This is a genomic window from Pseudomonas sp. B21-031 (assembly GCF_024748985.1).
GTDB classification, from domain to species: domain Bacteria; phylum Pseudomonadota; class Gammaproteobacteria; order Pseudomonadales; family Pseudomonadaceae; genus Aquipseudomonas; species Aquipseudomonas kermanshahensis.
This window is the reverse complement of sequence record NZ_CP087181.1, coordinates 5,560,268-5,576,178: the sequence shown is the minus strand read 5'-3', so window position 1 is coordinate 5,576,178 and position 15,911 is coordinate 5,560,268. Positions and strand designations below refer to the sequence as shown.

General features: G+C 60.3%; 13 protein-coding genes. 10 read left to right on the top strand and 3 right to left on the bottom strand.

Going from position 1 to position 15,911, the window contains the following annotated elements; translation table 11 throughout:
* Positions 1-134 precede the first annotated feature (134 nt).
* A complete protein-coding gene (gene glnA, locus LOY53_RS24865) occupies positions 135-1,541 on the bottom strand; it encodes a type I glutamate--ammonia ligase (protein WP_008095432.1) in 1,407 nt (468 codons plus the stop codon).
* Between the two features lie 491 nt (positions 1,542-2,032).
* Between glnA and thiI the strand changes: the two genes are divergently transcribed.
* From thiI to LOY53_RS24850, 3 genes are all read left to right on the top strand, one after another.
* The gene (thiI, locus tag LOY53_RS24860; protein ID WP_027592385.1) at positions 2,033-3,487 is read left to right on the top strand and encodes a tRNA uracil 4-sulfurtransferase ThiI; all 1,455 of its coding nucleotides are present in this window, start codon (positions 2,033-2,035) and stop codon (positions 3,485-3,487) included.
* Between the two features lie 128 nt (positions 3,488-3,615).
* Complete coding sequence (gene typA / locus LOY53_RS24855; RefSeq protein ID WP_027592386.1) at positions 3,616-5,439, top strand: translational GTPase TypA; 1,824 nt, start codon at positions 3,616-3,618, stop codon at positions 5,437-5,439.
* Between the two features lie 875 nt (positions 5,440-6,314).
* On the top strand, positions 6,315-6,836 hold the full coding sequence (locus tag LOY53_RS24850; RefSeq protein WP_258703393.1) for a hypothetical protein: 522 nt from the start codon (positions 6,315-6,317) through the stop codon (positions 6,834-6,836).
* Between the two features lie 79 nt (positions 6,837-6,915).
* On the opposite strand, the gene LOY53_RS24845 is transcribed toward LOY53_RS24850, so the two are convergent.
* On the bottom strand, positions 6,916-7,320 hold the full coding sequence (locus tag LOY53_RS24845) for a YkgJ family cysteine cluster protein (protein WP_252826093.1): 405 nt from the start codon (positions 7,318-7,320) through the stop codon (positions 6,916-6,918).
* Positions 7,321-7,518: 198 nt separating this feature from the next.
* Between LOY53_RS24845 and LOY53_RS24840 the strand changes: the two genes are divergently transcribed.
* The 5 genes from LOY53_RS24840 to LOY53_RS24820 all read left to right on the top strand — a co-directional run bounded on the left by LOY53_RS24840 (position 7,519) and on the right by LOY53_RS24820 (position 12,875).
* Entirely contained in the window at positions 7,519-9,969 is a 2,451-nt protein-coding gene (locus LOY53_RS24840; protein ID WP_027592387.1) for a glycogen/starch/alpha-glucan phosphorylase, read from the top strand.
* A gap of 268 nt (positions 9,970-10,237) precedes the next feature.
* Complete coding sequence (locus LOY53_RS24835; RefSeq protein ID WP_027592388.1) at positions 10,238-11,248, top strand: class 1 fructose-bisphosphatase; 1,011 nt, start codon at positions 10,238-10,240, stop codon at positions 11,246-11,248.
* Positions 11,249-11,251: 3 nt separating this feature from the next.
* Positions 11,252-11,848, top strand: coding sequence for a DUF924 family protein (locus LOY53_RS24830; RefSeq protein ID WP_252826092.1), 597 nt, complete (start codon positions 11,252-11,254; stop codon positions 11,846-11,848).
* 203 nt (positions 11,849-12,051) lie between these two features.
* The gene (gene bamE / locus LOY53_RS24825; protein WP_252826091.1) at positions 12,052-12,306 is read left to right on the top strand and encodes an outer membrane protein assembly factor BamE; all 255 of its coding nucleotides are present in this window, start codon (positions 12,052-12,054) and stop codon (positions 12,304-12,306) included.
* Entirely contained in the window at positions 12,303-12,875 is a 573-nt protein-coding gene (locus tag LOY53_RS24820; RefSeq protein ID WP_099455575.1) for a lipocalin family protein, read from the top strand. Before bamE ends, LOY53_RS24820 begins: the two co-directional genes overlap by 4 nt.
* A gap of 113 nt (positions 12,876-12,988) precedes the next feature.
* Here LOY53_RS24820 and LOY53_RS24815 read toward each other — a convergent pair whose 3' ends face one another.
* On the bottom strand, positions 12,989-14,353 hold the full coding sequence (locus LOY53_RS24815; RefSeq protein ID WP_258703392.1) for a formimidoylglutamate deiminase: 1,365 nt from the start codon (positions 14,351-14,353) through the stop codon (positions 12,989-12,991).
* A 143-nt stretch (positions 14,354-14,496) separates the two neighbouring features.
* Between LOY53_RS24815 and hutC the strand changes: the two genes are divergently transcribed.
* Together hutC and LOY53_RS24805 are read left to right on the top strand one after the other, a co-directional pair.
* On the top strand, positions 14,497-15,207 hold the full coding sequence (gene hutC, locus LOY53_RS24810) for a histidine utilization repressor (RefSeq protein ID WP_172960436.1): 711 nt from the start codon (positions 14,497-14,499) through the stop codon (positions 15,205-15,207).
* Entirely contained in the window at positions 15,204-15,776 is a 573-nt protein-coding gene (locus tag LOY53_RS24805; protein ID WP_252826089.1) for a HutD family protein, read from the top strand. The genes hutC and LOY53_RS24805 overlap by 4 nt, the downstream gene beginning before the upstream one ends.
* Positions 15,777-15,911 lie beyond the last annotated feature (135 nt).

Sequence of the window (15,911 nt, the reverse complement as noted above, 5' to 3'; positions counted from 1 at the left end):
GCGTGGAGAGCTGAGTGTGCGCACTCGACCGGGGTTTGCTTGTAGGGGGCGTCTGATTCGCATGTGCGAAAATAAAAACGGCCTCCCAAAGGAGGCCGTCTTGATCACGTCATCGGCGCCAGGCGCCGATCAGATCAGCAGCTGTAGTACAGCTCGTATTCCAGCGGGTGCACGAAGGTACGGACTTTGATCTCTTCTTCGCTCTTCAGCTCGATGAAGGCATCGATGAAGTCGTCGGAGAACACGCCGCCCTTGGTCAGGAACGCACGGCCTTTATCCAGCTCTTCCAAGGCCTCTTTCAGGCTGCCGCAGACTTGCGGGATGTCTTTCGCCTCTTCAGGCGGCAGGTCGTACAGGTTCTTGTCGGCAGCATCGCCTGGGTGGATCTTGTTCTGGATGCCGTCCAGGCCAGCCATCAGCAGGGCCGCGAAGGCCAGGTACGGGTTGGCCGATGGGTCCGGGAAGCGCGCTTCGATACGGCGGGCTTTCGGGCTGCCGACGTACGGAATACGGATCGAGGCGGAACGGTTGCGCGCCGAGTAGGCCAGCATCACCGGGGCTTCGAAGCCTGGAACCAGACGCTTGTAGGAGTTGGTCGACGGGTTGGTGAAGCCGTTCAGGGCCTTACCGTGCTTGATGATACCGCCGATGAAGTACAGGGCGGTGTCGGACAGGCCGGCATAGCCTTCACCCGAGAAGGTGTTCTTGCCGTCTTTCCAGATCGACATGTGCACGTGCATGCCCGAGCCGTTGTCGCCGTACAGTGGCTTCGGCATGAAGGTGGCGGTACGGCCGTAGGCGTCGGCAACGTTGTGCACGACGTACTTCAGGGCCTGTACTTCGTCAGCCTTCTTCACCAGGGTGTTGAACTTGACGCCGATTTCGTTCTGGCCGGCAGTCGCCACTTCGTGGTGGTGAACTTCAACGGTCTGACCCATTTCTTCCAGTGCGTTGCACATGGCAGTACGGATTTCGTGGTCGTGGTCGAACGGCGGAACTGGGAAGTAGCCGCCTTTGACGCCAGGACGGTGGCCTTTGTTGCCGCCTTCCACGTCAGCGCCAGTCATCCACGAGCCTTGCTCGGAGAAGATCTTGAACATCGAGCCGGAGATGTCCGACTGGAACTTCACTTCGTCGAAGATGAAGAACTCAGGCTCTGGGCCGGCGAATACGGTGTCACCGATGCCGGTGCTCTTCAGGTACTCTTCGGCGCGCTTGGCGATGCCGCGTGGGTCGCGATCGTAGCCCTGCATGCTCGACGGGTCGACGATGTCGCAGGTGATGATCAGGGTCGGCTCTTCGGTGAACGGGTCCAGCACGGCGGTGTCATCGACCGGCATCAGGATCATGTCGGAAGCTTCGATGCCTTTCCAGCCAGCGATGGAGGAACCGTCGAACATCTTGCCGACTTCGAAGAAATCTTCGTCCAGGCCATCACGCGCCGGCATGGTCACGTGGTGCTGAATGCCTTTGGTGTCCGTGAAACGCAGATCAATCCACTTGACGTCATGATCTTTGATGAGTTGAACCGACTTCGACATGTTGTCCTCCGGATGGTCTAGAGCGCGGTGGGCCGCTGCCCTGGAAAAAGGGTGTTGCCGGGCGCGGATAGTCGGCCAAGCTTACCTGCCTCACAAGGGAGCAAATTGCATGCCAGTGCCCGAAAATGGCGAGGGCGGGATAAAAGAGGGCGTTTGCGGGCATCTGGCGACAGGGTAGCGGGGAAAAGTGCACCCTTAAGATGCGGTTATTAGGATAGGTGCACCAATAGTGTGCACGCGCTTAGTGTTGTGCTTTCTTTGAGGGCCTCTTCGCGGGTCAACCCGCTCCCACAGGGACCGCAGGGATTTCGAAGACTGAGCAATCCCCTGTAGGAGCGGGTTTACCCGCGAAAGGGCCGTAACAGGCGCCCCAAAACCCCGGCCTGGCATTTATCTCAAAGCTTCTGATCAAAAGTTGGTCAAATCCTGAGCAATTTCCGATATAATTCGCGCCCCTCATTTTCGGCAGGCCCTGCGCGCGCTGTTAACCAATGAAACTTATCGTCAAAGTCTTCCCAGAAATCACCATCAAGAGCCGGCCGGTGCGCAAGCGCTTCATCCGTCAGCTCGGCAAGAACATCCGCAACGTGCTCAAGGATCTGGATCCTGAGCTCGCGGTCGATGGTGTCTGGGACAATCTCGAAGTGGTCACCCGCGTCGAAGACGAGAAGGTCCAGCGCGAGATGATCGAGCGCCTCACCTGCACGCCGGGTATCACCCACTTCCTGCAGGTCGAGGAATACCCGCTCGGCGACTTCGACGACATCGTCGAGAAGTGCAAGCAGCACTTCGGTCACCTGCTGGCGGGCAAGCATTTCGCCGTACGCTGCAAGCGCGGCGGCCACCATGACTTCACGTCGATGGACGTCGACCGCTACGTCGGCAGCCAGCTGCGTCAGCAGTGCGGCGCCGCCGGCATCGAGCTGAAGAACCCGGAAGTCCTGGTGCGCATCGAAATTCGCAACCAGCGCCTGTACGTGATCCACAACCAGCATCAGGGCATCGGCGGCTATCCGCTGGGCGCTCTGGAGCAAACCCTGGTACTGATGTCCGGTGGCTTCGACTCCACCGTGGCGGCCTACCAGATGATGCGCCGTGGCCTGATGACCCACTTCTGCTTCTTCAACCTCGGCGGCCGTGCCCACGAACTGGGGGTGATGGAAGTTGCCCACTACCTGTGGAAAAAGTACGGCAGCAGCCAGCGCGTGCTGTTCATCAGCGTGCCGTTCGAAGAAGTGGTCGGCGAGATCCTCAACAAGGTCGACAACAGCTACATGGGCGTGACCCTCAAGCGCATGATGTTGCGCGGCGCCGCCCATATGGCCGACCGCCTGCAGATCGACGCGCTGGTCACCGGCGAGGCGATTTCCCAGGTCTCCAGCCAGACCCTGCCGAACCTGTCGATCATCGACTCGGCGACCGACAAGCTGGTGCTGCGCCCGCTGCTGGCCAGCCACAAGCAGGACATCATCGACCAGGCCACCGAAATCGGCACCGCCGACTTCGCCAAGCACATGCCTGAATACTGCGGCGTGATCTCGGTAAACCCGACCACCCACGCCAAGCGTCACCGCATGGAGCATGAAGAGAAGCAATTCGACATGGCCGTGCTGGAGCGCGCCCTCGAACGCGCCAAGTTCATCTCGATCGACCACGTGATCGACGAGTTGGGCAAGGACGTCGAGGTGGAAGAAGTGCGCGAAGCGCTGCCTGGCCAGATCGTCATCGACATCCGTCACCCCGATGCCCAGGAAGACGAACCCCTGGTGATCGAGGGCATCGAAGTCCAGGTGATGCCATTTTATGCAATTAATAGTCGCTTCAAGCAGCTGGATGAAACACGCCAGTACCTGCTGTATTGCGACAAGGGTGTGATGAGCCGACTGCACGCACACCACCTGCTCAGTGAGGGACATGCCAATGTGCGTGTTTATCGTCCGGCATAAGACGCCAGGGCTGTATGGCGGCAGCATCCGCCATCGCCCTCCCGACCACCGGGCCTGCTGAGCCTTATACCTTACATATTGGTCGCCTAGACTAGGCGGCAACCGAATCCTCTGATCGAGATACACTTGTGATCGAAAATCTGCGTAACATCGCCATCATCGCCCACGTTGACCATGGTAAAACCACGTTGGTCGACAAACTCCTGCGTCAGTCCGGCACTCTGGAGCGTAACGAGCTCAACGACGAGCGCGTCATGGACTCCAACGACCAGGAAAAAGAGCGCGGTATTACCATTCTGGCGAAAAACACCGCCATCAACTGGAACGGCTACCACATCAACATCGTCGACACCCCCGGCCACGCCGACTTCGGTGGCGAGGTTGAGCGTGTAATGTCGATGGTCGACTCCGTGCTGCTGCTGGTCGACGCTCAAGACGGCCCGATGCCGCAAACCCGCTTCGTGACCAAAAAGGCCTTCGAAGCTGGCCTGAAGCCAATCGTCGTGATCAACAAGGTTGACCGTCCGGGCGCGCGTCCTGACTGGGTTCTGGACCAGATCTTCGACCTGTTCGACAACCTCGGTGCCACCGACGAACAGCTGGACTTCAAAGTCGTCTACGCCTCGGCCCTGAACGGCATCGCCGGTCTGGACCACACCGAAATGGGCGAAGACATGACTGCCCTGTACCAGGCGGTCATTGACCACGTTCCAGCGCCAGCTGTTGACCGTGACGGCCCGTTCCAGATGCAGATCTCCGCTCTGGACTACAACAGCTTCCTGGGTGTGATCGGTGTTGGCCGTATTGCCCGTGGTCGCATCAAGCCGAACACCCCGGTTGTCGCTATCGACGCCGACGGCAAGAAGCGTAACGGCCGTATCCTCAAGCTGATGGGCCACCACGGCCTGCACCGCGTCGATGTCGAAGAAGCCCAAGCTGGCGACATCGTCTGCATCAGCGGTTTCGACGAGCTGTTCATCTCCGACACCCTGTGCGACCCGACTGCCGTTGAGGCGATGAAGCCGCTGACCGTTGACGAGCCTACCGTTTCGATGACCTTCCAGGTCAACGACTCGCCGTTCTGCGGCAAGGAAGGCAAGTTCGTCACCAGCCGTAACATCAAGGACCGTCTGGACAAAGAGCTGCTGTACAACGTTGCCCTGCGCGTTGAAGAAACCGACTCCCCAGACAAGTTCAAAGTCTCGGGCCGTGGTGAGCTGCACCTCTCGGTACTGATCGAAACCATGCGTCGCGAAGGCTTCGAGCTGGCCCTGGGCCGCCCAGAAGTGATCATCCGCGAAGTGGACGGCGTTAAGCAGGAACCGTTCGAAAACGTCACCATCGACATCCCTGAAGAAGCCCAGGGCAAGGTCATGGAAGAGATGGGTCTGCGTAAAGGCGACCTGACCAACATGGTTCCGGATGGCAAGGGCCGTGTACGCCTGGAATACAACATCCCGGCGCGTGGTCTGATCGGTTTCCGTAACCAGTTCCTGACCCTGACCAACGGTGCGGGCATCCTGACTTCGATCTTCGATCGCTACGACACCGTGAAGTCCGGCCACATGTCCGGCCGTCAGAACGGCGTACTGGTTTCGGTCGAAACCGGCAAGGCGCTGACCTACTCGCTGGAAACCCTCCAGGCGCGTGGCAAGCTGTTTGTCGAGCACGGTCAAGAGATCTACAACGGTCAGATCATCGGCCAGAACAGCCGCGACAACGACCTGGGCGTCAACCCTACCAAGGGCAAGAAGCTCGACAACATGCGTGCTTCGGGTAAAGACGAAGTCATCGCCTTGGTTCCGCCTGTTCGCTTCACCCTGGAACAGGCTCTGGAATACATCCAGGAAGACGAGCTGTGCGAAGTCACGCCGAAGTCCATCCGTCTTCGCAAGAAGATCCTGGACGAAAGCGAGCGTACCCGCGCTGCCAAGAAAGCCAAGAACAGCTGATTTAGCTGTGGCTGAATGAAAACGCCCCCGGTCGAAAGGCCGGGGGCGTTTTTTTTTGCCGTATGCATGCTCGTAAGTAAGGTCCGATTTATATTTCTCCGGTGCGCTGCCTCTATTTTATGAGTAAGCATAATCTGAATTAATTGTGCGCTTCTAGTTTCTGATGTGCCAGTGAGCGGGGTTGCAAAATAGATGAGGTTTGCGATCGTTGAAGTGATTGATATTTCAGCGCGTCGAGGCTGTGGGGGGAGGCTCACGTGAGCATACCTTCCAAGTGTGCGAGGACCTTTTAATGGTCTAGTTTTTTGCTGGCTTTACTCCCCTCCTCAACATAAAAACAAATACGCTTGCCGCAACCACCGTGCTCCTGAAAATTACCGCTCAGTACCGTACCGATCAGACCTTTGAGAACGGCGATGTGCTAAGCCTGGTTGTAAATGTTGCTGGAATTGTCGGCGGAATTACCTTGCTTGCCGGTGCTGGGTCTGTCGCGGGCGTTTTCACTGCAGTAGGTGTAGGCGCTAACGCGCTGGGAATGTTGAATTCCGACGTGGCTAATAATTTGTATCAACGGTGGGACCCGGATTCGCAGAGTGTTGCACTTGGAAGTGAACCTCTCCATCAATACGAAATTGTTGGGGGCGGCGGGGGTGGGTACATTGAAGGGATCAGTGGAGGCGGCGGTCCTCTTATCTTTCCGTTGCCTGAGTCGCCAGGGTGGAGTGTCGATATTGGCCCTATACAAATCATTGAGCCTGGAGGAAATAGTTTCGGGGTGGACAGGTATCACTGATAGGTGTAGGAAGACTATACTTTAATGAGCGTTTGTGGAGGGGTGGGTGCATTCAATATCAGGATTTATTGAGTTGTTAAGGGTGTCCCATCCTCTTGCGCGGGTTAAGTTACTCTCGATTGTCGTTATCACGATGGTCGTGTTTGTTGCGCTATATGTCAGTCAGTTGAAGGAGTACACGGCACCTGATGTAGCTAAGCTGATAATCATTGAAGGGCGAGTGTCCGGCCATCCGAACAGTTGGGAGCATAATCGGTCGTTAGTGCATTTTAGCGTTGCTTACAAACTGGACGGTAAGCGCGAGGGTAAGCCTATATACACGTACTGGGAGTTGTACGAGCAGTCGGGGCTCCGGATCAACTCAAAGGTTCTGCTCACTGTTGAGCGGCAGGAGGGTGGTAGTGTGGTGCGTGGGCTTTCGACCCTGTACGGGCGTGTCCTCTATGATGATCGATTCAATCAGCAAGTGATTGCTTGGAATAATGAATCCATCAATTTCAAAGTCTTTCTCATGGTGCTCACGTCGATTGGGGTGGCTGCAGTCGCGTTGGCTACGGTTGTGCGCTATCGGCGTGAGCTTTTCCAAGGGCGTATTGGAAATTAGAGCGTTTATCCGCAAGTATTGAAACGCCTTGTCCGGCTTTAGTTGGCAAGCCTGCGAGTGGAGACCCGCAGGCAATCAGTCAACGTATTACTGCCTTCGGCTTGTAGGCACAATACCCCGGCCGCGGCCCGACCTTGGGGTGGTTGCGGCAGGTGTCCGGGCGCTTGTCATAAATGGTGCACAGCCGGCTCTTACGATCCAGGTACATGCAGTCATCGTTGCTCATCCGGGTCAGGGTGAAAATGCCTGACTTCTGGTTGAAGCGTTCGATGATGCCTTCCTTCTGCAGGCGTTTGGCTACGTTTTTGGGCGGTTCGTCTTTTTCGAACTCGTCTACCACGCCAATGCGGATCAGATCCTTGATCTTCACCTCCACCGGCAGGGTGCAACAGGTCGAGTGGCAGCCACCGCACATGTGGCTGGCATAGCGCTGCCAAGTCTCCAGGCGGTCGACTTCGGCGGCGGCGATCAGGGTCGTTTTCATCGTTATGGGGGTGAATCACGGGCTTGGGGCGCGCGATGATACCGGAGTTGTTCAATTTGTGAACAACCTTTTGCCTGATTCATGGTGCTGATTCAGTGTTCAGGCATGAAAACTGCGAACAGGAACGGTAAGTCCCTGTCGAAGGGTCTAGTCTCTTCACTCTCCCTCCGTATTCGTCAACTTGCCCGAGGATGCCGCATGTCCCAGGAACCCAAAGCACGTGACGCCGAGGTGGCCGATTTTCGCGCCGCTGTACTGGATAAGCTGACCTACGCGGTCGGCAAGGACCCCGAGCATGCCTTCGACCATGACTGGTTCGAAGCCATTGCCCTGGCCGCGCGTGATCACATGGTCGATCACTGGATGGATCACACCCGTCAGGCCTACCGGCGCAGTCAAAAGCGGGTGTATTACCTTTCTCTGGAATTTCTCATCGGGCGGCTGCTGTACGACAGCCTGAGCAACCTTGGCTTGCTGGACATCGCCCGTGAAGCCCTCGATGGCCTGGACGTCGACCTGGAGCGTATCCGCCTGCTCGAGCCGGATGCGGCGCTGGGCAACGGTGGCCTGGGGCGGCTCGCCGCTTGCTTTATGGAAAGCATGTCGACCCTGGGCATCGCCGCCCACGGCTACGGCATCCGCTACGAGCACGGCCTGTTTCGCCAGGCGGTGGTCGACGGCTGGCAGCAGGAGCAGACGGAAAACTGGCTGGATTTTGGCAACCCCTGGGAGTTCGAACGCGCCGAGGTGATCTACCCGATCAGTTTCGGCGGCAGCGTCGAAACGGTGCAAGACACCCACGGCCAGCAACGGCAAGTCTGGTGGCCAGGCGAGACGGTACGGGCGGTGGCCTATGACACGCCGGTGGTCGGCTGGCGTGGCGCCAGCGTCAACACCTTGCGCCTGTGGCGTGCCCGGGCGCTGGAAGAGCTGCACCTGGAGCGTTTCAACGCCGGTGACCACCTGGGCGCGGTCGCCGAAGTGGCCCGTGCCGAGAGCATCTCGCGGGTTCTCTACCCGGCCGACAGCACCGAAGCCGGCCAGGAGCTGCGCCTGCGCCAGGAATACTTCTTCGTTTCGGCCTCGCTGCAGGACCTGCTGCGGCGCCACCTGAACATGCACAAGGACTTGCTCAACCTGCCCGATGCGGCGGCCATCCAGCTCAACGACACGCACCCGTCGATTGCCGTGGCCGAGTTGATGCGCCTGCTGGTCGACCAGCATGAAATCCCGTGGGAAAAGGCCTGGGAGCTGACCGTCGGCACCCTGGCCTACACCAACCACACCCTGCTGCCTGAGGCGCTGGAAACCTGGCCGGTGGCGTTGATGGAGCGCATGCTGCCGCGGCACATGCAGATTATCTACCTGATCAACGCCTACCATATCGACGCCCTGCGCGCGAAAGGCCTGCACGACTTCGACGTGCTGCGGGCGGTGTCGTTGATCGAAGAAGAAAACGGCCGCCGGGTACGCATGGGCAACCTGGCGTTTCTGGGGTCGCACAGCGTCAACGGCGTATCGGCACTGCACAGCAAGTTGATGAAGAGCACGGTGTTCGCCGAGCTGCACAAGCTTTACCCACAGCGGATCAACAACAAGACCAACGGCATCACGTTCCGGCGCTGGCTGTACCAGTCCAACCCGCAATTGACCGAAATGCTGGTCGAGGCGCTCGGCCCGGAGCTCAAGGATGACCCGGAAGGGTTGCTCGCCAACCTGGTGCCGTTTGCCGACAAGAGCAGCTTCCGCAAGCAATTCGCCGCCCAGCGCCTGCACAGCAAACGCGCCCTGGCCAGCATCATCCAGGACCGTATCGGCGTGACGGTCAACCCGGAGGCGCTGTTCGATGTGCAGGTCAAGCGCATCCACGAATACAAGCGCCAACTGCTCAACCTGTTGCACACCGTGGCCTTGTACCAGGCCATACGCAACGACCCGGGCACCAACTGGGTGCCGAGGGTGAAAATTTTCGCCGGCAAGGCTGCGGCCAGCTATCACCAGGCCAAGCTGATCATCAAATTGGCCAACGACATCGCCCGGGTGGTGAACAACGACCCGACCGTGCGCGGCCTGCTCAAGGTGGTGTTCCTGCCCAACTACAACGTCAGCCTGGCCGAAAGCATCATCCCGGCGGCGGACCTGTCCGAGCAGATCTCCACGGCCGGCTATGAAGCATCGGGTACCAGCAATATGAAGTTCGGCCTCAATGGCGCGTTGACCATCGGCACACTGGACGGCGCCAACGTCGAGATGTGCGAGCACGTGGGGGCCGACAACATGTTCATCTTTGGCCTGACGGCGCAGCAGGTCGAGGCGCGGCGGCGAGCGGGGGATTTTGGCGCCAGTGTGGCAATTGCCGAGTCGAGCCGCTTGAACGACGTGCTTCAGTCGATTCGCAGCGGGGTGTTCTCGCCTGATGACCCATCGCGCTATACCGGGTTGATCGATGGGCTGGTGGCCTATGACCGCTTCCTGGTGTGCGCCGATTTCGATGCCTACTGGGATGCTCAGCGGCGGGTCGAGGAGCTGTGGCATACGCCGCAGGAATGGTGGCGGATGGCGGTGCTGAATACGGCAAAGATGGGCTGGTTCTCGTCGGACCGGACCATCCGGGAGTATGCGGGCGAGATCTGGAAGGCACTGGATTGAGCATTGGGGCCGCGGTGCGGCCCATTCGCGGGGCAAGCCCGCTCCCACAGGTTTTGCGTTGCCTTGAAGGCTGCGCAAAACCTGTGGGAGCGGGCTTGCCCGCGAATGGGGCGCACACCAGCCCCAGTCGACAGCCGGCCTGGCAAAGGCTGAACTACCGACCTATTGTGCCGTCAGACAGCCCAGGCGAGTCTCATCACTCGCTAGCATCGCACTCTCCCTGTAAACTGCGGGGGTTTTTCTCCCCCTTTCCATTTCGGAGCCATACATGTCCCGCGTTACCCTGAGTCGCTATCTGATTGAGCAGACCCGCAGCAACAATACCCCTGCCGATCTGCGCTTCCTGATCGAAGTGGTGGCGCGCGCGTGCAAAGAGATCAGCCACCACGTGTCCAAAGGCGCCCTGGGCGGCGTACTGGGCAGCATGGGCACCGAAAACGTGCAAGGCGAAGTACAGAAGAAGCTGGACGTTATCTCCAACGACATCCTGCTGGAGGCCAACGAGTGGGGCGGCCACCTGGCCGGCATGGCGTCCGAAGAAATGGACAACGCCTACCAGATCCCGGGCAAATACCCGAAAGGCGCCTACCTGCTGGTCTTCGACCCGCTGGACGGCTCGTCGAACATCGACGTTAACGTTTCGGTCGGCACCATCTTCTCGGTTCTGCGTTGCCCTAACCAGTACCTGAGCCAGAACGAAAGCCTCAACGAAGAAGCGTTCCTGCAGCCAGGCACCGAGCAGGTTGCTGCCGGTTATGCCATCTACGGCCCGCAGACCATGCTGATCCTGACCCTGGGCAATGGCGTCAAAGGTTTCACCCTGGACCGCGAACTGGGCAGCTTCGTCCTGACCCACGAAAACATCCAGGTACCGGCCACCACCGCCGAATTCGCCATCAACATGTCCAACCAGCGCCACTGGGAAGCCCCGGTACAGCGTTACGTGGACGAACTGCTGGCCGGTGAAACCGGTCCGCTGAAAAAGAACTACAACATGCGTTGGATCGCCTCGATGGTCGCCGACGTGCACCGCATCCTGACCCGTGGCGGTCTGTTCATGTACCCGCGTGACGCTCGCGACCCGAGCAAGCCGGGCAAGCTGCGCCTGATGTACGAAGCCAACCCGATGTCGTTCATCATCGAGCAGGCTGGCGGCGCATCCACCAATGGTTACGATCGTATCCTCGACATCAAGCCAGAGAGCCTGCACCAGCGCGTGTCGGTCATCCTCGGCTCGAAGGAAGAGGTCGAGCGCGTCACCGCGTATCACAAGGAGTAAGTCATGCTCGCACCTTGGCAGCCGTTGCTGGAGTGGTGGTTCGGTTGGGGCACCAGTCCCCAGGCCGTGGCTGACGAGAAGAGCACGCTGTGGTTCGGCAAGCATCACGATGCCGAGGCCCAGGCGCTGTTTGGCGACTTGGTCGAGCACGCCCTGGCGGGCGGGCTCGAAGAGTGGCAACAGAGCCCGCAAGGCTGGCTCGGCCTGCTGATCCTGCTGGACCAGCTGCCTCGCATGATCTACCGCGACACGCCGCGTGCCTTCGAGGGCGACCGGCGTGCCCAGGTGGTGGCCATGCAGGGCCTGCAAAAAGGCTGGGATTACCAGTTGCTGCCGATCCAGCGGGTGTTCGTGCTGCTGGTGCTGGAGCATGCCGAGGTGCTGGACTGGCAAAACCTGTGCGTCGAGCGTTACCAAGTGCTGCTGGACGAGCAACCTGAGGCCAATCGCCGGTTGTTCGAGGGGTTCCTCGACTACGCCGAGCAGCACCAGCGGGTGATTGCCCGGTTCGGGCGCTTCCCGCACCGCAACCTGATGCTGGAGCGGCCGAGCACCAGCGAAGAGATGGACTTTTTGCTGGAACCTGGCTCCAGGTTCTGATTGCCGCTGGGCCTGCTGCGCAGGCCTGTCGCGACACAAAAACCGCGCGTGCATCTGCAGGCGCGGTTTTTTTGTGCCTGCCCTCGGCCAGCCGACCAATGGTGTAGGTGAAAAGGGGGGAGGGCAGGGAACCAGGGAGGGATTTTCCCGTCGAAGGTCACTGCAGGCCACTCGCCTGTATCCCCTGTTCAGGAGTGTCCTTCATGTCGTTGCGTTCCCTCGCCCTGTTGTCCTTGTGCGTCGTTCTGACCGCGTGCAGCAAGATCAACCAGGAAAACTATTCCAAGCTCAAGGCCGGTATGAACAAGGCCGAGGTCGAGCAACTGCTCGGCACGCCCACCGAGTGCTCTGGCGCACTGGGCATGAGCAGCTGTACCTGGGGGGACGAGATGAGCTTTATCAGCGTGCAATACGCGGCCGACAAGGTGCTGATGTATTCAGGGCAGGGCCTCAAATGAGGCGTGTCCACCTGCTACTGGGGTTGTGCCTGGTGATGCTGCTGGGCGGCTGCGCCACGTCTGCACATGACCCGCTGGCGCCGAAAACCGCCGGCAATGTCGACCTCAAGCGCTACCAGGGCAAATGGTACGAGCTGGCGCGCCTGCCGATGCGTTACCAGGAGGGCTGCGAGCAGTCCGAGGCGCATTACAACCTCAAGCAGGACGGCACGTTTGGCGTGCTCAATCGCTGCCGCACGATCGGTGATGAATGGCTGCGCGCCGAGGGGCATGCCAGCATCCAGGAGCCGGGGCATACCGACAAGCTTTGGGTTGAGTTCGATAACTGGTTCACGCGCCTGGTGCCGGGTGTGGCCAAAGGCGAGTACTGGATTCTGTACGTGGACGACCGCTACCACACGGCGATCGTCGGCAGCCCGGACCGCAAATACCTGTGGATCCTGTCCCGCACACCGAGCCTGCCAGCCTGGCAGCGCGAGAGCTTGCTGGCCAAGGCGCGGCAGCAGGGGTATGACACCAGCCGACTGATCTGGCGCACGGCTGACCAGCAGATCGTCAAGTCTCATTGATGCCATTCACGCTGTGCGTGTAGGAGCAGCCTCGTGCTGCGAAGAGGCCGGTAGGCATTCAGCAAATGTTGGAGAAATACCGGCCTCTTCGCAGCACAAGGCTGCGCCTACCCTCAATTCAGCAGTTGACGCAGAACCTCGACGAACGCCCGCGCGCTTTCCTCTTCCTGCGCATGGCGCCCCTGGCGCACTACCCATTGCCCGTTGACCATCACATCGCGCACCTGGCGATCGCCGCCCGCGAACAGCCAACGGTTGAGAATCGCATCGCCCTTTGCCGTGGCGATGTACGGGTCCTGCCCGTCGAGCACCAGCCAGTCGGCTCGCTTGCCCACTGCCAACTCGCCGACCGCTTGGCCAAGCGCCTGGGCGCCGCCGCTCAAGGCCGCGTCATACAGCGTGCGGCCGACCATCGGTTGGTCGCTGCGGTGCAACCGGTTGCGCCGTTGATCGCGTAGCCGCTGGCCATACTCCAGCCAACGCAGCTCCTCCACCACGCTGAGCGACACATGGCTGTCCGAGCCAATGCCCATGCGCCCACCTTGTGCCAGGTAATCCACCGCCGGGAAGATACCGTCGCCCAGGTTGGCCTCGGTGGTCAGGCACAGGCCTGCCACCGCGCCGCTGCGGGCCATGGCGGTAACTTCATCGGCTTCGGCATGGGTGGCATGCACCAGGCACCAGCGCGCGTTCACGTCGACATGTTCGTACAGCCACTGCAGCGGGCGGCGGCCGCTCCAGGCCAGGCAGTCGTCGACTTCCTTCTGTTGTTCGGCAATGTGGATATGCACCGGGCTGTGCGGGCTGCCAGCCTCCAGCACATGGGCGATCTGCCCTGGCGTGACCGCCCGTAGCGAGTGGAAGCACAGGCCCAGCTGCTGTGCCGGCTGCGCGGCCAGCAGGGGGGCGAGTTGTGCCTGCAGGCGCAGGTACTGCTCGGTGGAGTTGATGAACCGCCGTTGCCCTTCGTTCGGAGCCTGGCCGCCGAAGCCGGCGTGGCTGTAGAGCACTGGCAGCAGGGTCAGGCCGATGCCGCTGCTGGCTGCCGCCGCGCTGATGCGCCGGGACAGTTCGGCAGGGTCAGCGTAGGCCTTGCCAGCCTGGTCGTGGTGGACGTAGTGGAACTCGGCCACCGAGGTGTAGCCAGCCTTGAGCATCTCGATATACAGCTGACGCGCGATGACCTGCAGTTGCTCCGGGGTGATCTGGCCCACCAATCGGTACATCAAGTCACGCCAGGTCCAGAAGCTGTCGTTGGGGTTACCCGCCACTTCCGCCAGCCCCGCCATGGCGCGTTGAAACGCATGGGAATGCAGGTTGGGCATGCCCGGCAGCAGCGGGCCGGACAGCCGTTCGGCGCCTTCGGCCGAAGCATCGGGCTCGATACGGGCCACGTTGCCATCACTGGCGACCTCGATTCGGACATTGCTGGCCCACCCATTGGGCAGCAGGGCACGTTCGGCGAAGTAGGCGGACATCGGTGAAATCCTGTTATTGTTAACTTGTATATACATATACAGGCGTTTGCCTGCCGGGTAAACTGCGGCAAGCTACCGCTCATTCAATCGCACAAGGATCCAACGCCGTGCCGACACCTCCTGTCTCCGCGCTGGTTGCCCAGATGGGCGAGGGCCCGGCGCCGCTGTACGCGCGGGTCAAACAGATGATCATCCAGCACATCGACAACGGCAGCTGGCCGCCTCATCACCGGGTCCCTTCGGAAAGCGAACTGGTCAGCCAACTGGGCTTCAGCCGCATGACCATCAACCGCGCCCTGCGTGAGCTCACGGCCGAAGGCTTGCTGGTGCGCATGCAAGGGGTCGGCACGTTCGTCGCCGAGCCCAAGAGCCGCTCGGCGCTGTTCGAGGTCAACAACATCGCCGACGAAATTGCCGGGCGTGGCCACCAGCATAGCTGCCAGGTGATCACCCTTACCGAAGAAGCGGCCGGCTCCGAGCGCGCCCTGGCGCTGGACATGCGCGAAGGCCAGCGGGTGTTCCATTCGCTGATCGTGCACTACGAGAATGGTATCCCTGTGCAAATCGAGGACCGCTACGTCAACGCAGCGATCGCCCCTGATTACCTCAAGCAGGATTTCACCCGGCAGACGCCTTACGCCTACTTGTCCCAGGTCGCGCCGTTGACCGAGGGTGAGCACGTGGTCGAGGCGATCCTGGCCGAGCCGCACGAGTGCCAGCTGCTGCAGATCGAGCGGGGCGAGCCATGCCTGCTGATTCGCCGCCGCACCTGGTCCGGTCGCCAGCCGGTCACCGCTGCGCGGTTGATCCACCCCGGTTCCCGTCATCGCCTTGAAGGACGTTTCAGCAAATGAGCCAGATGCAGGTGTTGCGTGCGCAGGGGTACCCGCGCATGCCGTGGAAGAACGGCGGGGGCTTCACCGAGGAAATCACCCGCGACAGCGGCGAGGGCCTCGACGGGTTCGGCTGGCGTTTGTCGATTGCCGATATCGAAGAGTCAGGCGGATTCTCGTCGTTCGCCGGTTACCAGCGGATCATCACCGTGCTGCAGGGCGATGGCATGCGCCTGTTGGTCGATGGCCAGGCCAGTCGGCCGCTGTTGCCGTTCGATGCCTTTGCGTTTGCCGGCGAGAGCCAGGTCAGTTGCAAGCTGCTAGGTGGGGCGATTCGTGATTTCAACCTGATCTATTCGCCGCAGCGCTATCGGGCGCGGTTGCAGTGGTTCGATGGTACCCACCGGCTGTTCAGCTCGGCGTCGACGCTGTTGTTGTTTGCGGCCAGTAGCCAGGTCGAAGTGGCAATGGCGGGGCGTGAGATGCAGCGGCTGGGGTTGTATGACTGCCTGCGGCTTGAGGGTAACGATGAATTGCTGGGGCTGGAGGTTCAGGGGCGTATTTGCCTGATCGAGCTGACAGCGCACTGATCTCATTGCCGTGTAACTGGGGCTGCTGTGCAGCCCAATCGCCGGCTTGCCGGCGATTGGGTCGCGCAGCGGCCCCTTTGCATTCTGGAAGGAAAAATTTGGTTGTCCATGCTTGTACATACAAGTAAAGGTGTG